The organism is Candidatus Baltobacteraceae bacterium (genome assembly GCA_036489885.1).
Lineage (GTDB): Bacteria > Vulcanimicrobiota > Vulcanimicrobiia > Vulcanimicrobiales > Vulcanimicrobiaceae > JAFAMS01.
On sequence record DASXEW010000001.1, the window covers coordinates 1 to 18,988 of the forward strand.

Consider the following 18,988-nt stretch of genomic DNA (forward strand, 5'->3'; position numbering starts at 1 on the left):
CTCAGAGATCGACTATGCGGGCGCATTCAGCGCAACGATGACTTGCACGGAGAATCCGGCTGGTCAGTCACCGGGCGCAAATGCGTTCGTTGCGCAGTTCACGGGCGGTGGAACGACCTCATCGCAGACGCCTTCGAGCGCAGGCGGCTCGGTAGCGTTCAGCGTCGACTCTGGAGCGGAGACGGGAACATGTTCGGTCGCGGTAAGCGATACGAACGGCAATAGCTCGACGGAAACGATCGACGTTTCGTCCAGCAGCCTAACGGTGACCGGGAAACAGCGAAACTAGACTCAGCCGTACAAGAACGTGAAGCCGGCCTCTTGCGCGAGTACGATCGCTGCAACGCCGGCCGGGACGAGCAGTGCGCCCGGTATGAGGTTGCGGCTAAGATCCGTGTAGACTTGCTTATCGTTGAGGCTCTGCTTGGCCGCGACGAAACGTGACATCGCGTGCAGCGCATTGTTGCAGACGATCCACGAAACGCCGCGTCGTGTCAGCGTTTGAATCGACGCATCGTCCTCCGATCTTGGATTCGGGCGAAAGAACGGGTTCTGCGGCGTATGCAGCATGTCGGGAAGCCCGTCTGTCGACGCATCAAGAATATCGAAGAGTTTGTACTTATCCCACATCGCATCGTTTGTTGCGGCCAGGAGTGATGAGCCGTAGAAGACGACCGCGACGTGGAGCGCTCCCGGGCCTTGACCGAAGGCCGTCTCGAACGCGTTAATTCCGTTCATCGCGTGCCGTAAGGGGGCGCCGCGGTCGATCTTAACCGCGGCAATCACCTGTTTGTGTCGCGAGGGCTTGTGCAGCACGCTTTCGATGGCTGGGATTTTGCTTACGCCTTGCGCGATGGCCGGTCCGGTCGCCGCAAGGAGCGCGGTCCCGGCCAAGAATGCTTCACGCGTTGACTTCAGGCTCGAATTTTTCATGGCGGCGGCTTCGCGGCAGCCCTAGTTGAGCCCGCTAAACCGCGCGAAACGGCGTTCTGCCAGGCTCACGATTGTAAAGAAAACGATAGCCAGCAGCGACGAAACGAAGACCGCTGCGTAAAGCCGCTCGGCGTGATAGTTGAAGGTCGACTCAATGATCAGCGCGCCCAGGCCTTTGTTCGTGCCGATCCATTCACCGACGAGCGCGCCGATGACGCTGGCTTGCGCCGCAATCCGTAAGGCCGCGAACAGATAGGGCACCGAGCGAGGCAGGCGCAGATGCCAAAAAATCTGTACGCGCGTCGCGTTCAGCGAGCGCACGAGGTCGAGTTCGCTTGCCGTTGGCGATTCGAGCCCGCGAATCATATTGACGAGCGTCGGGAAGAAGCACACGATTGCCGCGACAACGACCTTCGGAAACATGCCCAGGCCGAAGATCAACACGACGATCGGCGCCAGCGCGAGAATCGGTATCGTGTTGAAGAAGAGCACGATCGGGAAGTACGCCAAGCGTAGGTAGCGGTTCGCGACGAACAGGATGGCAACGACTATTGCAGCACCGTTGCCGAGCAGAAATCCGAAGAAGCTTTCCAGCGCCGTTGGAATGGTGTTGCTTGCAATGAGTTTTCGCTCGCGAACGAGATCGTCGAAGACCGCGACCGGCGCCGGCACGATGTAGTGTGGCACACCGAAGACCGTGACCACGAGCTGCCATAGGAGCAGCAGCGTGATCGCGCCGATCGCGGGGAAGAGCCACTGTTTCAACCGCGTTTTGCGCGGACCGTGTCGCGAAGGATCTTCATCGAGTAGACGTCTTCGACACGGAGTGAGTTTTTCAGAAGCCCGACCGCTGCATAGGCGCGCATTTGCGCGGCGAGCCGCTCGGGACGAAACGTTCCCCAGCCGTCGCGCGCGGTGTCTTTATCAAAGGTGAGACGCAAGACCGTGGGCATGATGCGCTTCTCGACGCTCGAGTCTAGCTCGGGATATTCCGCCGCGGCAATATCGACGGCGTCGCTCGGGTACTGGTACGTCCAATCCCAGCCTTGTGCGAGCGCTCGAATGAAACGAGCGAGCTGGTCGGAGCTTTTCGCGATCGCATCGTCTGTTGCGAAGTACGTATCGCCGTAGGACGGCAATCCGGCCGACTCCATCGAGAGCGAAACGAGCGGACCTGAGAAGATCGACATCTCTTTCGCGTTCGTGATCCATCCCGTAATCGCGTCGACGCGCCCGGCTGCAAGCGGCGTCATGTCGGCGCCGACGTCGGTTACGGCGACCTTCGCGGGATCGATGGCATTTTTCGCGAGGATCGCCTCGAGAACGTAGCGCGCCGTCGGTTGGATGCCGATGCGTTTGCCGATCATGTCGTGCGGGCTGCGAATCGGATTCTTCGGCAGCGAATAGAACGCGAACGGCGCGACGCGCAAGCCGGCGGCGATGATCTTGATCGGAATCCCCGAGTTGCGCGCAAACATGACTTGTCCGGAATCGGAAAGTTGCCCGAGCTGCGCGTGCCCGCTGATGACCGGTGCGGCCGCCGTCGCGTTCGGTCCACCGGGCGAGAGCTCGACGTCGAGCCCGGCGTCGCGGAAGAACCCGCGTTTCAGCGCGACAACGTCGCCGATTTGTCCGTTACTCATCAGCCAGTCGTATTGTATGACAACCTTCGCCGCAGCGGTCGCACGCGCGGGCAGCATCAGCGCAATACCGCAGGCGCCGGCGAGGAATCGAGAGCGTGGGAGCACGCGATCATACTTCGAGGAAGCCGGCAAATTCTTGCCAACTTGTCGTGGATTAGATCGCCTTACGCGTCATTCACATGCCGACAAACGAAGCGACGTCAAGACGCCGGGCGTAGCTGACAGTTGGTCTGGAGGGCGCCTCGGGCCACTTGTGTCACCCTGAGCGTAGTGAGCGAAAGCGAACGCAGTCGAAGGGCGCGCCGCGATGCCTAAAGGCCGAGCACCTGTCTTCGGGCTCTTGTTGTGCTTCGCGCTCGTGACTGGCGCGACTGCTTCGGCTGAGGCTCCGCGGAAGAGCTTCGCCGATGTCGTCGCGCGGCTTTATGCCGACAAGACCTTCGTTGTGTCTCCGACCAGCCTGAACGTCGTGTTGCACATTGCAAAGGATGCTTCTCGCGGGCGCACCGCTGCGGAGATTGAGCCGCTGCTTTTCGACGATGCAATGCAAGCAAGAAATGCGACGCAAGATAAGTGGCGTCAGTTTCCTCAACGGTTCCGGCGTATGGATTTCAAGACAGTTTCCAGGGTCTCGGAAATTCAACGCGCGCTTTGCGCGCAAATACGGGGGAACTGTCTCTCGGGTGAGCTTTGCGAACGGCGAAGGGCAGCAGGCCATAGGGATGTGGATCTCACGCTTATCTAGCGGCGATCTGCGCGGATTCCCAATCGATCCTCGGACGCTCTTCGTGATCGCAAACATTCAAGTGTTCGATGGAAACTGGGCCTCACCGTTCGATTCGAAAGACACGAGGCCCGACACGTTTCACGGCCGGAATGGTGACGAAACTGCACAGATGATGTGGGGGCACGGCGTGTCGTCGTATCGCGCCGGCAAGTTTGGAGAGGTCGCGGCGCTCGATTACAACGGACCGTACAGGCTGCTCTTGTTTCTTCCGAAAAACTCAACGGATCCACCGCTGCAGACTTTCTTGAAGCAGGAATTCGGTGGAACGTTCCAACCCTGGAAAACGTCGATCGTGTTGCCTCGACTGCATTTGAACACACCGGAGCTATTGACCCGATCGCTCGAGGATTTGGGAATGAAGTCGGCGTTTGGAAGTGACGCTGATTTTGCACCAATGCTCGGAGCGGCCGAACACGGTTATGGATTCATGTTCCAGGACGTCGATTTGACGTTCGACGAGCATGGTACCGTCGCCAAAGCATTAACGGAATTTCCCAGGGTTAAGGGACTGCTCCCCATGCGCCCGATTCGCTTCGATCGTCCGTTTGCATTCGAAATCGTCCGAACCGGCGATCATCCAGTGACACTCTTCGAGGGTCAGGTACTGGACGTGCAGTCGTAGCTCGGCCTTGGACGATTGAGGCGGCCCTTCGACTACGTTCGCTGCCGCTCACTACGCTCAGGGTGACACAGGGGAGGGTTCCCCTTCCATCATTTTACAGGCGATAGGTTGACAGCCACCCGGGCCGTGGGGTAAGGTCGGCTGTACATGAGAAACCGCGCTATCGGCCTCATCCTCGTCCTTACGGGTTCGTCTACGACGTAGCCGCTAAGCGACGTTTGCCTTCACAGGCCCTTCGCCCAGCGGCGAGGGGTTTTTGTTTTATAGGGAGCTGCGAACGACCATGGACCGCGTGATCATATTCGACACGACCCTGCGCGACGGCGAACAATCGCCGGGTGCGGCGATGACCCCATCCGCACGACTTCGGATTGCGCAGATGCTCGCGGATGCGAAAGTCGACGTGATCGAAGCGGGCTTCCCCGCAGCCTCGCCGATCGTCGTGCAGAGTGTTGCAGAGATCGCCCGGCATGTCCGGGGCGCCTCGGTTGCGGCACTTGCACGGACGACGCCCGGCGACGTCGACGCCGCGTGGGAAGCGCTCAAAGATGCAGAAGCTCCGCGCATCCACACGTTCCTCGCGACCTCGAACCTGCATCTCGAACACAAGCTGCGCATCTCGCACGATCAGGCCGTCGAGGCGACGGCCGAAGCCGTACGGCGCGCTAAGAAATATTGCTCGGACGTCGAGTTTTCGGCGGAAGACGCCACACGCTCGAACTGGGATTTCCTCGTTCGCATCTTTTCGGCCGCGATCAAAGCCGGCGCAACGACGATCAGCTTCCCCGATACGGTCGGTTATACGATGCCGCAAGAGTATGCCGCGTTGACGAGCTATCTGCTCGAACGCGTGGAGGGAATCGAGAACGCGGTGATCAGCGTTCACACGCACGACGATCTCGGCTTCGCCGTTGCAAACGCTCTCTCGGCAGTGCAAGCCGGAGCGCGTCAAATCGAGTGCACGATCAACGGAATCGGTGAGCGCGCCGGAAATTGCTCGCTCGAAGAAGTCGTCGTCGGCATGCGAGTCCGTAAGGACATCTACAACGTCGACACACGCTTCGACACGAGTGCGCTGCAAAAGATCTCGCAGCAGGTCGCTCGCGCCACGCGCATGCCGGTGCAAAAGAACAAGGCCATCGTCGGTGCGCACGCCTTCATGCACGAATCGGGGATTCACCAAGACGGTATTCTCAAGCACAAAGGCACGTATGAGATCATCGAGCCGAGCTCGGTCGGCGTCGAGCAAACGAAATTCTCGATCTCGCGCAACTCCGGGAAGCACGCCGTGCTGGCACGCGTGCGCGACATCGGGTTCGTCTTCGACCGCGCTGCCGAGACGAAATTCTTGGACGCCTTCGGCAAGCTCGCGCAGACCCGGAGAGTCGTCTCCGACGGCGAATTGGTGCGGCTCGCACAGGAAGCCACCGGGGCATCGCTCATTCGGCCGCCTGGTCGCTTAGAGGAAATCCCGGCGTCCGGCGATCACCATGCGGGTCGTGAATTCGCGAGCAACGCGATCATGACGAGCTTTACCTAAGGGGAATCATGCAAGCCTATTACGATAAAGACGCCGATTCGAGCGTTCTTGAAAAAAAGCGCATTGCCGTTATCGGTTACGGCAGCCAAGGGAACGCGCAGGCGCGCTGTCTTGCAGACTCAGGGCTCGACGTCGTCGTCGGACTTCGCGAGGGTTCGTCATCGTCTGATACGGTGAAAGGCCACGGCTTGGCCGCGAAGAGCATTCCCGACGCGGTCCGCGGCGCGGATGTTGTGATGATCCTCATCCCCGATGAGGAGCAAGCGGTGATCTACGCGCGCGATATCGCGCCGAATCTCAAAGACGGCGTGTATCTCGGATTCTCGCACGGCTTCGCGATTCGTTTCGGAACGATTGTCCCCAAGACAAACGTGAACGTGTTCATGGTGGCCCCCAAAGCACCGGGACGGCTCGTGCGCTCGGAGTACGAAGCAGGTCGCGGCACGCCTTCGCTGATCGCGGTCCATCAAGACCCCGCGAAAAACACGCGCGCGATCGCACTCGCGTACGCCGTCGCGATTGGTGCCGGCAAAGCCGGCATCATCGAGACGACATTCTCGGAAGAGACCGAAACCGATCTGTTCGGCGAGCAAGCCGTGCTGTGCGGCGGAGTCTCGGAGCTGATCCACGCGGGATTCGAAACGCTCGTCGAAGCCGGCTACGCGCCGGAGATGGCGTACTTCGAGTGCTGCCACGAGATGAAGCTGATCGTCGACCTCATCTACGAACGCGGCATCGAAGGCATGCGCAACGGCGTGAGCAACACGGCAAAGTACGGTGATTATACGCGCGGGACGCGCATCATCACCGAAGAGTCGCGCAAAGCAATGCGCAAGATGCTTGAAGAGATTCGCAGCGGCGCGTTCGCGCAGGAGTGGGTCGCCGAGCATGCGGCCGGCAAACCTCGCTTCGATGAATTTCGCAAGAAGGGGCACGCCCATCCGATCGAATCGATCGGACGCCGTCTGCGTGCGATGATGCCGTGGATGCCGAAAGAAAAGGAGCCCGCCTCGGTTTCCTAATGGGTCGTACGCTTTTACAAAAAGTCTGGGATGCGCACGTCGTCGAGGAGCTTCCGGGCGATAACGCGCTGCTTGCCATCGATCGCATCATTGCAATCGAAATCACGACGCCGCAACCGGCGGCAGAGATCGCCGAACGTTTCGGCGATCGTCTGTTCGATGCGTCGTCGATCGTCGCGATCATCGATCACATCTCGCCTGCGAAAGACACCGAGACGGCCATTCAAGCGCAGGCGCTGCGCAAGTGGGCCAAGGCGCATGACGTCGTGTTTTACGACGTCGGCAACAACGGCATCTGTCACGTCGTCATTCCCGAACGGGGTTGGGTCGAGCCGGGGATTACGCTCATTTGCGGCGATTCGCACACGTGCACGCACGGTGCGTTCGGTGCTTTTGCGCTCGGCATCGGTTCGAGCGTACAGTGCGGCGCGATGCTGGCCGGCGCGATCATTCAAAAGCGGCCGAAAGTCATCCGGATCAACGTCGAGGGCAAGCTTCACCCGGGCGCGACCGCAAAAGATCTCGCGCTTACGGTAATCTCGACCCTCGGATTTCAGGGCGGGACCGGTGCGGTTCTCGAGTATCACGGCAGCGCGATTCGCGCGCTCTCGATGGAAGAGCGCATGACGCTCTGCAATATGGCGATCGAAGCCGGCGCAACGACCGGAATGATCGAGCCGGATGAAACGACGATTGAATATCTGCGCGGACGTGAAGCGCAACCGAAGGGTGAAGCCTTCGAGAAGAAAGCGGCATTCTGGCGCACGCTGCGCGCCGATCCAGACGCGGTCTACGTGCGCACGCTGGATATCGACGCTTCGAAGATTCGAACTGTCGTTTCGTGGGGCACGAATCCCGGTGAATCCGTTTCGATCGATTCCGTGGTGCCGAACGGTGACGCGTCAAGTCTCGAATACATGGATCTCAAGCCGGGGACGCCGATGCGCGGCATCGAGATCGATCAAGCCTTCATCGGCTCGTGCACGAACGCGCGCATCTCCGATTTGCGTGCCGCTGCAGAGATTTTCAAGGGCCGCAAAGTTGCGGTACCGACGATTGTTACGCCGGGCTCGCAAGCCGTAAAGCGTCAGGCCGAACGCGAAGGATTGCACGACGTCTTCCAGGATGCGGGGGCGCTGTGGACGCACTCGTCGTGCGGTCCGTGTCTGGGCATGTCGATGGGCGTGGTCGCACCTGGGATGCGCATCATCTCGAGCACGAACCGCAATTTCCGCAATCGCATGGGGACGGGCGGCCGCGTGCATCTGGCGACGCCGGTCGTCGTTGCGGCGAGCGCGATTCTCGGCCGCATCGGAACACCCGACGAACTGCCCGTGGAAGTACCGGCATGATCGTCGCCGGCTCCGTCGTGGCATTGCCGCAAGAAAATCTGGACACCGATCAGATGTATCCCGGCAAATATTTGTCGCTGATCACGCGCAAAGGGCTGGGACGTCTGCTTTTCGAGGCATTTCCGGCTGGTCGAGACCTGTTCGAGAAAAACCGCGACGCGTCGATCTTCGTGACCGGCGACAACGTCGGCTGCGGCAGCTCGCGCGAGCATGCTGTCTGGGCGCTTTCAGATTGGGGAATTCGCGCCGTAATCGCGCCGTCGTTCGCGCGCATCTTCCACGAGAATTGCTATTCCAACGGTGTCGTTCCGGTCATACTGACGGATAAAGCCGCTTTCGAGCAGTGCCTTTCGGCGAAAGCGCTCGAGATCGACGTCGACAATGAAGTCGTCCTCAAGGCTGGCCGTGAGATTGCGCGCTTCGAGCTCGACCCGCTTCGGAAGGATTTCATCCTTCATGGTGGATTTCTGGAATATCTAGCCACCAAAGTTGACCAGGTTCGCGCCTGGAGAACGCGCGAGATCGCAGCGTCAAGATAGGTGGGCCGGGCCCCACAGCAGATGCATTGATGGCTTGCTCACGATTGATTCGCGAAGCTGCAATCTCACGAGCTGTCATCCCGAGCGTAGCGCCGCGCACCAGTGTCATCCCGAGCGTAGCGCTCCGCACCGCTGTCATCCCGAGCGTAGCGCTCCGCAGGAGTGCGAAGTCGAGGGACCGTTCCGATCACGCAGGCCGCGAAGCGTTGGTACAAGTTCACTGCCACGATCGTGACCGCAGCCTTTAGATTTCGTTGCGCAACCCGAACGATTCTCGCGGTCCCTCGACTTCGGGCCACTGCGTGGCCCTCCGCCCGGGATGACAAGGACGTAATCGTGCCCTGAAGCGGCCCTTTGCGCGGCATCGTTGGTAAGCGGAAATCGAACGCGCGCCACGTAACTTTCGCGACGGATGAGTGAACCAACCGGACCACTTAAAGGGCTGCGTGTCTTTGACTTAACGCGAGTGCTCGCAGGTCCGACCTGCGCACAGATGCTCGGCGACCTTGGCGCCGACGTCATCAAAATCGAAAAGCCCGGATCCGGCGACGACACGCGCGGATTCGCGCCGCCATACATTGAGGGTACGCAGGAGAGCGCGTATTTCGTCGGCGTCAATCGCAACAAACGGTCGCTGACGCTCGACATCGCAAAGCCCGAAGGGCAAGAGATTGCGTTGCAGCTCTTGGCGACGTGCGACATCTTGGTCGAGAATTTCAAAGTCGGCGGACTCGACCGCTACGGTCTAGGATACTCGCAACTGAGGAGCCGCTTTCAGCGGCTCATTTATTGCTCGATCACGGGATTCGGGCAAACGGGTCCGTACGCGCCGCGCCCGGGTTACGACAGTCTCATACAAGCGATGGGCGGCGTAATGAGCGTAACGGGCGATCCGAACGGCGAGCCGCAAAAGGTCGGCGTTCCGGTTGCGGATTTGTTCGCCGGGCTATATGGATGTATCGGCATTCTCGCGGCATTGCGGCATCGTGACGCAACAGGTGAAGGACAACAGATCGACATCGGAATGCTCGACGCGCACGTTGCGTGGCTCGCGAATCAAGCCATGAACTATCTTGCGACGGGCGAGAACCCACCGCGCCTCGGTAACGACCATCCGAACATCGTTCCGTATCAAGTCTTCGCCACGGCCGACGGCTACGTAATGCTCTCGGTCGGAAACGATCCAACCTTCGAACGCTTTTGCAAAGCATTCGGTATCGCGCATCTCTTGCAGGACGAGCGTTTTGCCACCAACGCTGCGCGCGTCAAGAATCGCAAGTTCGTAACGGAAACGCTCGAGCCGGTGTTGCGCGCGCATACGACCGCGTGGTGGGTTGAGAAGCTCGAAGAACAATCGATCGGCGGCGGCCCGATCAACAAGCTGCGTGACGTCTTCGAAGATCCGCAAATCAAAGCGCGCGACGTCCTACGCAGCATGCGTCACGCGACCGGCAAAGATGTACCCGTCGTCGCGAATCCCGTTCGTCTTTCCGCAACGCCGCCCGATTATCGCATTGCACCACCGCTGCTCGGCGAGCACACGGAAGACATCTTACGTGGCGAGTTGGGGCTCGCCGAAGCGCGGCTGTCCGAGCTAAGGAAAGCCGGCGTCATCTAGGTCAGGGCATTGTCAAGAGGAGGGGATTGCTTGGTATACAGAATCCCAGCCCGCATGAGGAAGGAAATTTTTGCCGTCGCGGTCGCGGCCCTCATCGCGGGTTGTGGCCCCCAGAACTACGCTCCTAACTATGCCGTGTTCTTGAACACGTCCGGCTCAGCGCTTCTGAACGACCCCCCAGGGTCTCAGAACCTCACCCTGACGTTTACCGCTATCGGTGCCGGCGGAGCCCAGACCGTCACAGTTAACCAGGGACCGGCAACGGGCAACACCGTTTTTACCGCTGGGACCGGGGGCGGCTGCGGTAGCGTTGCCTCGATCGCCGGCTCAGCCACGGCCAGCACGTCGGCCGGTCCGAGCGGCTCGTTCGTCGTGACGCCAGTTGCAATCGCGCCGGCGGGCACGTGCACGTTCTCGATTAGCTCGAGCATACCGGGCAAGTCGGCGACGATCACGGTCGATACTTCAGGCGCCTAACCTAACTCCCAAGTCGTAATCCCGTAGACGCTCGCGAGAGCGACCGTGGGGGGTGTGCCGCGCCACATGCGCGCGCACGCAATCTCGGGTTTCATGCCGCGTTCGTCCGCAAGGCCGAGCGCGGTCAAGTTTGGCTCGGGGATGTCGAGCAGCCAGGACGAGCGCGTCCGTTGCGCGATCGTGTCGAACAAGATTGCAGCGACGTCGATCCGCGATGCAAAGAGCGGTCCGATCTTGGTGCCGTCGCCGTACTCGCGTCCAACGCCGTAGCCGACGATTTTCCCGCTATCGAGGGAGCGCGCAAAGAGCGCGACGACATCCGGCTGTGCGACCCAGCTTTGTAAGAACGCTGAGCGTTTCGAGCCGAAGCGTTGCACGTCGTAGTCTTCGATCTCATCATCGAGGACGCGCAAACGCTCGAGCGTAATCTTGCTTTCGAAATGAGCGCGTGGCTCACGCGCATCGTAGCGAAATCGTCGACTGAGAAAGCTGCGCGCAAAGCCCTCTTTTTCGTAGCGCGCTTCTTGTGCGGGCACGGCGTCAAGCCCAATGGGAAGATCCTGCAGATGATGCATCGCGTGGTCCCATAAGGCGGCGCCGTATCCGCGCCGGCGTTGATCCTCGCGGACGATGAACAATCCGATGAACCCGAAGGTCTCGTAGCGGACGGCCGAGATGCAACCGACGATCTCGCCATCCAGATCCGCGCCAAAAAAACCGTCGTTGTCGGCTGCATAAAAAGGTACCGCATCGTATAGTCCGGGAGTCCAGCCCTCGGCAGCGGCGAGCTTCAAACAAACGCCGATCTCGTCTCGTTCAAGCGTTCGGATCCTCAGGGACATGTTTTCAGGTTGTCGCGAGCAGCGTTGTCCCCACCTGGTTTCGCCCGCGCGATTTTGCCGCGTACAGCGCTTCGTCGGCCGCATCAACCAATTCGAGTGGATTATCGCGCGTGCTCGGGCGGATGCGCGCAACGCCGAGGCTAATCGTCACGATCCCATTCGGGTTGGTCGGATGTGGAATCGCAAGCTCGGCGACGGCGACGCGCATGCGTTCCGCGACGACCGCGATATCATCGTCCGTCTTGGTGACGAGGATTCCGCCGAATTCCTCACCTCCATAGCGCGCGAGAAAATCACCGTTGCGCATCATCGAAGCGGCGCAGGCTTGCGCAATCTTCGTGAGACATAAATCGCCCTCGACGTGACCTTCCGCATCGTTGTATTCCTTGAAGTGATCGACGTCGATCATGATGACGCCAAGCGACGTTCCGGCGCGAAGTGTGCGTGCCCATCCGATTTGCAATTGATTGTCGAAGGCACGGCGGTTGGGAATTCCGGTAAGCGGGTCGAGCTCCGCGAGCACTTGCAACTCCGCTCGGCTGAGTTTCAGGTTTTCGTTTTCGCGCGCGATCTCGTTCATGCGGTCTGCGAGTGCGACGGTGAGCCAGAGTGCTTCCCAGGCAACACCGATCGCGTAGAGATCGACGACGATTTTTGGAACGGGCAATGCCAGCGACTCGACGACGATGTTGGTCGTCACGCCGACGAGCACGCCAATGCTCCCCACGATGAAGAAACGTGCGCCGCGATAGCCGCGCCGGGCCGCGCGGTAGCCGGCGGCGACAATCGTAAGCAACAGCAAGATGAGAAACGCAAGCGTAACGTCGTCGATCCACGGCGGGCGTGCCGGAAACAAGCCCGCAACCAGATCGAGCGCGCTGAGCCCCACAAGAACGATCATCGCCCGGGCGACCTTGGGATCGAATTCGGGCAGCTCGAGGAAGACGCGTGCAAAGTACGCGGTCATCGCGAAGTAGAACCACCCGAAGAATTCGTGAATGAGCTCGCGCGAGAATGGCGTGCTCGGGATGTAGCGCCATGCGACGTCGTCGGTGACGAGGACGAGTAGCGCCGTCGCCACGGTCAATGTGTAGATCAGCAGCGGCGGTTGACGCAACACGACGAACATCAAGAGATTGAAGAGCGCGATTGCAAGGAAGAAGCCGCCGTAACTCGGCGCCATCGACCATTGGAGTTTCAGCGCTTTTGCCAGCAACAAGATCGAGGGCGAACTGAGATGGTAGCCGGTGAGCGCGCGCAGATAGCACGTGCGATCGTACGCGCCGTCCGGCAAAACCAGAATGTGGTCGGTTAGTGATTTTTCAGGAGAATCGTAACCGCCGCTTTCATGGGAGAGCGTACCGTTGCCGGCATCGCAATACAGGTCGACTCGTCCGATGATTCCCGGCCAGACGATCGCGTACGTATCCGCGGGCGAGCGGCCTTCGAGACGGAATCGATACCACACCGGCGTCTGTTGCGCGTCGTTGCCGCTTGGGATCCGTGCATCGCGCGACCAACTCGTCGTAGTTTGCGTAATCTCGTCGATCCCGGCTTTTTCCGTGAGATCGACATGCGCGTCGGCGGTTCCCAGCAACGGAATGCGCGTTGACGGTTTGAGCTCGAGTGTCGACGCAGTAGCGACCGCCGTCGCGGCGATTTGCAGCGACCAAGCAACGAGCACGAGCACGAGGAGCCGTTTAATGGGCACCGTTTGCTTGCTTGATTCGCCTCAGGGAGGGCATCGTACCCGCTGGACGAACAACGCGCGGTCCCGCTGCCCGCATTTTGTGGGCCGCCGCCTATCTGGTGGTGTCCGTAGAGGGAAAGGTACAGTGGCAAAAACTCCCGCGACTGACTACGAAGTCACGTATATCTTGCGTCCGCACTTAGAAGAAGCGGATGCTGAAGCTCAAGTCACGCACATCGCCGACCAGCTCCGCCAAACCGGCGGTGAAGTCGCCGGCGAGATCGACCGGCTCGGGAAGCGCCGTCTGGCGTACGAGATCGGCGACTCCCGCGAGGGCTATTACGTGGTGATGCGCTTCAAGAGCGACGCCGCGCAAGCCAAGGAGCTCGAGCGGTTGCTGCGTCTGAACGAGAACGTCATCCGGGCGCTCTTGATCCGCCGGGAAGAGTTTAAGGAAGCTCCAGCGCCCGTCCCGGCATAGTGCCAGGCACCTGGCATTGCCGGGGAGCAGTTTGTGCACATAAAGTACTGCGCGTCGCCGAATGGGCTACACTCGCCGGCGCATCTGAATCGTTGCAATTAGAACGAGAAGGGAACGTAGCATGGCTGGATCATTCAACCGCATCACGATCGTGGGAAACCTCGTACGCGATCCGGAGATTCGTTACATCAACAGTGGCGCTGCCGTCACGAAATTCACGCTGGCGGTTAATCGCCGCAGCAAGCAGCAAGAAGAGACCGACTTCATCGATTGCGTTGCATGGGATAAGCTCGCTGAAACCTGCAACACGTATCTGAAAAAGGGCATGAGCGTGCTGTGCGACGGACGTCTTTCGATTCGCTCGTACGAAACGAAGGAAGGCGAGAAGCGCAAAGCCGCCGAGGTCGTCGTCAACGTGATGCAAATGCTCGATCGTGCGAACAAATCGTACGGTGAGAACGGATCGTACTCAAACGGTAACGGCAACGGGCACGCGAATGGCAACGGTGAGAGCGTGAAACAATTCACGCCCCGCGGCGAAGGTTCTGAAGAAGAACTCGAAGACGAAATTCCGTTTTGACATTTTAGCTTGTCATCCCGAGCGTAGGCGCGCAGCGCCGAGCGTCAACTTTGTCATGGTGAGCGTAGCGCCCGCAGGGCGCGTAGTCGAACCACAGCGACAATGTGTCATCCCGAGCGTAGGCGCGTAGCGCCGTAGTCGAGGGACAGCGACAACCACGAGGCCCGGTCGAAAGGCCGGGTCTTTTAAACCACCGACGCTGGAGACAGCCTTACCGATACCAGTTCGCATGAAGCTGGTAGGTTTCGGCGCCGAATTCTCCCCGCGAGTTCGCGGGAGCGAGACGGCCAAAGATTCAAGTGAAACTGCATTGGAAGGTGCGGAATCGGGGTCGGATCCCAGTTTGCACGTCGATGGATGAGACGGCCATCAGCGTACCAGCGCAACTCGTTCGGTGACCACTCGATCGCGTAGGCGTGGAAGTCTTTTGTCGCATCAAAGCCGAGATCCACAAGGATCGGCGCTCCACGGTATCCGTAATCGAATCGAGCACCATCATTTCCAGGATTATAATAGACGTTTGTAAGTATCTGTCGCGGAAACTTACCTACAAACTCAATATCAATTTCTTGTCGGGGCGAGTCGCGATGGAGAAACACTCCTGTGACCAAACCCAGGGCGCGCGAAGGTCTCAAGACCGCCTCAAAGCGGCCGTACAGAAAGCTCGCGCGCGAAGACAAAGCGGCAGAACTATATTTTCGAACGCCTAGGTCTTCCTGACGCAGAACGATCTGAGCGGGCGCGGAATTGCTTGTAATGAAATTTGATGGCCTAAACAGGGCGAGGTTCCCGGTAAATGTGTCGTCTCGTAACTTCCACAGTGAGGAATTCGTCCTCCGAAAATCATCGAAGAACTGGATTGATTTGATTTCCGGCGTAGGCTCGGGTTTTTCCGCTGTAGGTACGCCGCTCCAACGGGCTCGAGGCGTCGCGACCCAAGGCGCATCGTCACATCGCAGCTTACGGATATGCACGAGGTCTTTGGTGTCGGATCCCTCGTCGTCGGCTGTCTCATGCAAAAGCCGTTGTCCTTCGTCCTCGCGGTAGGGATACGAACTAGGTGGCGGCACGCAACGAAGAAACTCACAAACGAGTTTCCACATCCTCGGTGCGTCGGACGGGAGCATTAGGGTGCGCGCACCCCACGCTTGTGCGCACTCGTCAAGGCGATCGCCTGTCGTCGACAAAAGAGCGTCGAGAGGTTTGACGATCTCAGAACCCTCGATCGTCAGGATCAGACGACCATCGGGGTACAGACTGGCTAGCTGATCAACGTTGTCCATGAGATTAGTAACGTTCACGTACGCGTCGAACACGCGACTAGAATCACGTTGCATGAGCCGCTGCATCTCGGTACGTGGAAGTCGATCAATGTCACTGCAACAACGGTATCCGAGCATCGAAAGCGCCATCGCAAGTGAGGACAATCCTGATTGGGGAGTTCCGAACGCGAAAATCGGAGCAAGCGTCGGCCGTCCGCGGAAAAGCCCCGGCGTTTCGCTGTTCAGGACCCCGGCCCGAGAGAGAGTCGGAAGAGCCGAATAGAAGTTCGTTGACCGCTCGTCACGCCGCTGGCCGATCACAGACCTCATTGTTGCATAGACTTTCAGATTCGCAAGCTGGTGGTTCATCCATAGATCGACGGGACCACGGACTGGGAGCCGGCGCAATAGTCTTTGTGCTCCGCTCTTCGAGAGTACATATCCCGACAGATTCCAGAGGCCTCGAAACGGCACGAACAAAGACGGGGAGACCCGAACCTTCTCAGCGCCGTAATCAACCTCGGTATAAGAGACATAGAGAAGATCGAAAAGGTGCGTTTGTCTATCAGCAGCGGGTAATTCGGCCCACGCTTGATCGACAACACGCGCAAATCGCGGATGAAACCAGACATCGTCTTCCAGGACCAGCGCGTATTCGTATTGGCCGGAAGCGATATTCTTCCAGGCATTGATATGTGAGCAGGCTACCGCCATTTCTTGCGGGCTCATGTTGATGCGCTCATCCAGATCAAGGCGCGCGGGCGATGCTAGTGGATGAGGATCCACAAACAGTTGCTCGCCGAGAGTGTACCTGCAGTCGACGAGGTCCTTTGGCCATTGGCCGTTGTTCTGGTGAGCATCCACGGCTGAAATTCGAGTAGAGCGCTGCGAAAGCGGCAAACCCGACGCGTCAAGTACGTGATCGAGTTCATCTACTATTCGCTGCCAGCGTCTGAGTTGGCGATCGAGGTTGATTACGAAAATGTGTTCTATCGCCGCACCATGGATAGAATAATCTCGAAACGTTTTGCTTCGTTGGCTACCTAAAAGGCGGCGCGTCTGTAAGGCTATACTGTACGCTAATCCAATGGTTCTGCCCGGGAACCGGAACGGATTCACGGGAAGCCAAAATGAGTCGTGCGGTTCAGCCGAGTTTTCAGTGTCATCGCACTATGCGCCGCCTATTTGACAGCCGCCAGTTTCTTGCGTCAGCGCGATAACTCAGTGGCCAAACGCTCGTAGCAAAATCATCCCAATTCGATATAACCATAAGCGCTAAGCTAGTCCTAGTCTCGTCACAAACGAGCGCCTGAGCGACAAGGCTCGCTGTGAGGTTACCTGGTCCGGTCGTAGATTGAATCTCAGGCAGGTTTCCGGGCGCCGCCGCCTCTGTAAGGAGCTGCGTTGATCGCTCAAGGGCACGAAGAATAACAGGATCCCGTGCCGGAGCGATCAGTGGGTTATTGTTGAAATAGAAGATCCACTTCGTGGAATCTGCCCCAGATCTGGTAAATACGTCTCGATGTACCATCGTGTCAGACAAGACGTCGTAACAAAGCGGATGAAGTTTCAGACGTCCGTCCCTGAAGAGTACGTCTAAACATCGACCATTGTAAACGTCGTCGGCATCAACATAACATCCCCCACGCAAACCGATGTAACACAAGCGAAAGTAGTCAGACCGCATTGCGGGATGGTAGCAGCCAGCGAATGCTTTAAGATGCCGAGGCTCGAGATTATCTGCGACGAAACGCTGTGCCGACGAATCATCAAAATACAAAAGTTTAAACCCTGCATCACGAAGTGGATGCCACGACTCCATACAGCGTTGGACGTCGTTCGGGATGTCGAGCGGATCGTGCCAAAACTGAATGATTGTCCTGGGAACTACCATGCTTCTGGACCGATCGTCCGCTCGCGAGTCTCCTTCGCCTTGTACGAGATTGCGTACAACACTCGAACGAAAGCCGTCGTCTTCTGAGCGCCTAATCGCCGAAGACTCATGATTCATCTGATTCGAGTGCGCCCTACGCTTCTTTCGTTCATTTGTGGATCTTTACCAGCTCGGTCCATTTAGTTATCGATCCGTCGCTATAGCGGTAAATCCAGGTGAATGATTTAACCGCGCCATCGCTTATGCGGCGAAGCGTTTCTGTCGGAACGCGCTGCCACTGCGATGTAACTTGCTCGGTCCACTTTGGCATATCGGTTGCGATCGTTTCGCCAGACTCTAAAGCCTCTTCAAGCGTCTCGGATACCAATGCCGGCCCAGGCGCTCCGTTCACCGCGTTCTGATTCGCCACTTCGGTAGTGGACAAAAACTTGGGCGCAAGCGCAGCAACAGGCGTGGCCATCACCCCGAGTCCCACGCGACGCAAGAGATCATGTCGGTTCATAATTTCACTCTCACAAGCTCAGCTGTGACATCCTCAAGGGCGTCCGTCTTCGAACGGTAGTTTCTCGAAGATACGAAACTTCGGGCGCAACATACGGAGTCATTTTGTTGGATTCAGATACAAGGCCTCCAGTTGGTCCGCGCATGTCGCCGCGGTTTGATTTCGAACGCAAGCCGGAGTGTCGACAGTTCTGGTTCTCTTGAAACCACCGGATTTGGCTCACGTCAAAACGCGGAATCCATTCACGACTCGACACCTAGTGAATTCGGCATCCTTAGGTATGTTTGATAATTCTCCGACGCTTTCAAGAGATAGGTCCGCCCCTCGATCACAAACCCATCCAAATCGTGCGTCACGGAATATTGCGAAAGGTCATCAACCTGGTTTATAAATCCCCTTCCCTTGAAATTCAGAGAAGTATTACATAGGACGCCGTATCCGGTTCGTGCTTTGAATGCGATAAGCAGGTCGTACAGATTTCGATTGGTCGCAGACGACACTGTCTGAATTCGAGCAGTACCGTTCACGTGGGTAACAGCTGCCAGCGCGTCTGTACTTACACGATGCGTAAAAAGCATGAATGGACTTGCTTGATCGCAGCCAAACCATTTGGCAGCGTCTTCTTCTAAGCAAACAGGAGCAATCGGGCGAAATTGCTCGCGTTGCTTAATTTCATTTAGCCGCACTCTGGTGCTTTCTTGAAAGGGTGCAGCAAGAATCGATCGGTTGCCGAGCGCACGCGGGCCAATTTCGTATTTCCCGCTCACCCATCCAATAATGAGATCGTTAGCCAACATGTCGGCGATCAATTCATAGCTCGTCTCGTAGAAATTGTATTGCGCTAAATCGAAAGAGCCGGACGTGATGAAACTCAGGCCAGAGTAAACGTTCCAGTCAATTTTCGCATTTCCAGTAAAATGCAATTGGGCGTCGATGGCCGTCCCGATAGCTGAACCGGAATCGTTGGCAACCGGAGGCACGAAGACCTCAGGAAAAAGACCGGTCTCTTTCCACTTGGTGTTCCAATCACAATTCAGACCGCATCCACCTGCGATAACCAGAGGAAGTCCTTTCTTCAGCTTCGATTTCGCGAAGTGGTAGAATACATCAAATATCTTGTCGCTAAAAATACCTGCGAAGTTGCGAAATGCCGGATCGTCCAGCACCCACGCCATCCTCGCCTCAATGGAATGGCACTGGAGTT

18 protein-coding genes are annotated in these 18,988 nt (G+C 58.3%); 10 read left to right on the forward strand and 8 right to left on the reverse strand.

The window, feature by feature from the left end; genetic code table 11:
- On the forward strand, positions 1 to 289 hold a 289-nt coding region (locus VGG22_00005), incomplete at its 5' end, for a hypothetical protein (protein HEY1726742.1).
- Positions 290 to 291: 2 nt separating this feature from the next.
- Here VGG22_00005 and VGG22_00010 read toward each other — a convergent pair.
- The 3 genes from VGG22_00010 to VGG22_00020 are packed head-to-tail and all read right to left on the reverse strand — an operon-like array spanning position 292 to position 2,681.
- Positions 292 to 933 carry a hypothetical protein gene (locus VGG22_00010; GenBank protein ID HEY1726743.1) on the reverse strand — a complete coding sequence of 214 codons (642 nt, stop codon included), beginning with the start codon at positions 931 to 933 and terminating at the stop codon, positions 292 to 294.
- A 21-nt stretch (positions 934 to 954) separates the two neighbouring features.
- A complete protein-coding gene (locus tag VGG22_00015) occupies positions 955 to 1,698 on the reverse strand; it encodes an ABC transporter permease (protein HEY1726744.1) in 744 nt (247 codons plus the stop codon).
- Positions 1,695 to 2,681, reverse strand: a complete 987-nt coding sequence (locus VGG22_00020; protein ID HEY1726745.1) for an ABC transporter substrate-binding protein — start codon at positions 2,679 to 2,681, stop codon at positions 1,695 to 1,697. The genes VGG22_00015 and VGG22_00020 overlap by 4 nt, the downstream gene beginning before the upstream one ends.
- A gap of 452 nt (positions 2,682 to 3,133) precedes the next feature.
- Here VGG22_00020 and VGG22_00025 point away from each other — a divergent pair, with 452 nt between their 5' ends.
- The 7 genes from VGG22_00025 to VGG22_00055 all read left to right on the forward strand — a co-directional run bounded on the left by VGG22_00025 (position 3,134) and on the right by VGG22_00055 (position 10,533).
- Positions 3,134 to 3,985, forward strand: a complete 852-nt coding sequence (locus VGG22_00025; GenBank protein HEY1726746.1) for a serpin family protein — start codon at positions 3,134 to 3,136, stop codon at positions 3,983 to 3,985.
- Positions 3,986 to 4,268: 283 nt separating this feature from the next.
- Positions 4,269 to 5,525, forward strand: a complete 1,257-nt coding sequence (locus VGG22_00030; GenBank protein HEY1726747.1) for a 2-isopropylmalate synthase — start codon at positions 4,269 to 4,271, stop codon at positions 5,523 to 5,525.
- 8 nt (positions 5,526 to 5,533) lie between these two features.
- On the forward strand, positions 5,534 to 6,547 hold the full coding sequence (gene ilvC, locus VGG22_00035) for a ketol-acid reductoisomerase (protein HEY1726748.1): 1,014 nt from the start codon (positions 5,534 to 5,536) through the stop codon (positions 6,545 to 6,547).
- Positions 6,547 to 7,899: a homoaconitate hydratase family protein gene (locus VGG22_00040; GenBank protein ID HEY1726749.1), complete on the forward strand. Its 1,353-nt coding sequence runs from the start codon at positions 6,547 to 6,549 to the stop codon at positions 7,897 to 7,899. The genes ilvC and VGG22_00040 overlap by 1 nt, the downstream gene beginning before the upstream one ends.
- Positions 7,896 to 8,438 (forward strand): 3-isopropylmalate dehydratase small subunit, encoded by a 543-nt coding sequence (gene leuD / locus VGG22_00045; GenBank protein HEY1726750.1) that lies wholly within the window; start codon positions 7,896 to 7,898, stop codon positions 8,436 to 8,438. The genes VGG22_00040 and leuD overlap by 4 nt, the downstream gene beginning before the upstream one ends.
- A gap of 412 nt (positions 8,439 to 8,850) precedes the next feature.
- Positions 8,851 to 10,056, forward strand: a complete 1,206-nt coding sequence (locus VGG22_00050; GenBank protein HEY1726751.1) for a CaiB/BaiF CoA-transferase family protein — start codon at positions 8,851 to 8,853, stop codon at positions 10,054 to 10,056.
- Between the two features lie 54 nt (positions 10,057 to 10,110).
- Positions 10,111 to 10,533, forward strand: a complete 423-nt coding sequence (locus VGG22_00055; GenBank protein HEY1726752.1) for a hypothetical protein — start codon at positions 10,111 to 10,113, stop codon at positions 10,531 to 10,533.
- Here the strand turns inward: VGG22_00055 and VGG22_00060 are convergent.
- Both VGG22_00060 and VGG22_00065 read right to left on the reverse strand, forming a co-directional pair.
- Positions 10,530 to 11,375 (reverse strand): GNAT family N-acetyltransferase, encoded by an 846-nt coding sequence (locus VGG22_00060; GenBank protein HEY1726753.1) that lies wholly within the window; start codon positions 11,373 to 11,375, stop codon positions 10,530 to 10,532. The genes VGG22_00055 and VGG22_00060 overlap by 4 nt on opposite strands.
- A 4-nt stretch (positions 11,376 to 11,379) precedes the next feature.
- On the reverse strand, positions 11,380 to 13,086 hold the full coding sequence (locus VGG22_00065; protein ID HEY1726754.1) for a diguanylate cyclase: 1,707 nt from the start codon (positions 13,084 to 13,086) through the stop codon (positions 11,380 to 11,382).
- Between the two features lie 124 nt (positions 13,087 to 13,210).
- On the opposite strand from VGG22_00065, the gene rpsF reads away from it, so the two are divergent.
- Together rpsF and ssb are read left to right on the forward strand one after the other, a co-directional pair.
- Positions 13,211 to 13,546: a 30S ribosomal protein S6 gene (gene rpsF / locus VGG22_00070; protein ID HEY1726755.1), complete on the forward strand. Its 336-nt coding sequence runs from the start codon at positions 13,211 to 13,213 to the stop codon at positions 13,544 to 13,546.
- A gap of 121 nt (positions 13,547 to 13,667) precedes the next feature.
- Positions 13,668 to 14,126 (forward strand): single-stranded DNA-binding protein, encoded by a 459-nt coding sequence (gene ssb, locus VGG22_00075; protein ID HEY1726756.1) that lies wholly within the window; start codon positions 13,668 to 13,670, stop codon positions 14,124 to 14,126.
- A gap of 185 nt (positions 14,127 to 14,311) precedes the next feature.
- Here ssb and VGG22_00080 read toward each other — a convergent pair whose 3' ends face one another.
- From VGG22_00080 to VGG22_00090, 3 genes are all read right to left on the reverse strand, one after another.
- On the reverse strand, positions 14,312 to 16,507 hold the full coding sequence (locus tag VGG22_00080; GenBank protein ID HEY1726757.1) for a family 16 glycosylhydrolase: 2,196 nt from the start codon (positions 16,505 to 16,507) through the stop codon (positions 14,312 to 14,314).
- 923 nt (positions 16,508 to 17,430) lie between these two features.
- A complete protein-coding gene (locus VGG22_00085) occupies positions 17,431 to 17,742 on the reverse strand; it encodes a hypothetical protein (protein ID HEY1726758.1) in 312 nt (103 codons plus the stop codon).
- 284 nt (positions 17,743 to 18,026) lie between these two features.
- Complete coding sequence (locus tag VGG22_00090; protein HEY1726759.1) at positions 18,027 to 18,950, reverse strand: carbamoyltransferase C-terminal domain-containing protein; 924 nt, start codon at positions 18,948 to 18,950, stop codon at positions 18,027 to 18,029.
- Between the last annotated feature and the right edge of the window lie 38 nt (positions 18,951 to 18,988).

Bases quoted from the DNA above. Each gene is read 5' to 3' on its own strand.
- VGG22_00010 (HEY1726743.1), bottom strand. From the start codon at position 933: ATGAAAAATTCGAGCCTGAAGTCAACGCGTGAAGCATTCTTGGCCGGG.
- VGG22_00025 (HEY1726746.1), top strand. From the start codon at position 3,134: ATGCGACGCAAGATAAGTGGCGTCAGTTTCCTCAACGGTTCCGGCGTA.
- VGG22_00030 (HEY1726747.1), top strand. From the start codon at position 4,269: ATGGACCGCGTGATCATATTCGACACGACCCTGCGCGACGGCGAACAA.
- ilvC (HEY1726748.1), top strand. From the start codon at position 5,534: ATGCAAGCCTATTACGATAAAGACGCCGATTCGAGCGTTCTTGAAAAA.
- VGG22_00040 (HEY1726749.1), top strand. From the start codon at position 6,547: ATGGGTCGTACGCTTTTACAAAAAGTCTGGGATGCGCACGTCGTCGAG.
- leuD (HEY1726750.1), top strand. From the start codon at position 7,896: ATGATCGTCGCCGGCTCCGTCGTGGCATTGCCGCAAGAAAATCTGGAC.
- VGG22_00050 (HEY1726751.1), top strand. From the start codon at position 8,851: ATGAGTGAACCAACCGGACCACTTAAAGGGCTGCGTGTCTTTGACTTA.
- VGG22_00055 (HEY1726752.1), top strand. From the start codon at position 10,111: ATGAGGAAGGAAATTTTTGCCGTCGCGGTCGCGGCCCTCATCGCGGGT.
- VGG22_00060 (HEY1726753.1), bottom strand. From the start codon at position 11,375: ATGTCCCTGAGGATCCGAACGCTTGAACGAGACGAGATCGGCGTTTGT.
- ssb (HEY1726756.1), top strand. From the start codon at position 13,668: ATGGCTGGATCATTCAACCGCATCACGATCGTGGGAAACCTCGTACGC.
- VGG22_00085 (HEY1726758.1), bottom strand. From the start codon at position 17,742: ATGGCCACGCCTGTTGCTGCGCTTGCGCCCAAGTTTTTGTCCACTACC.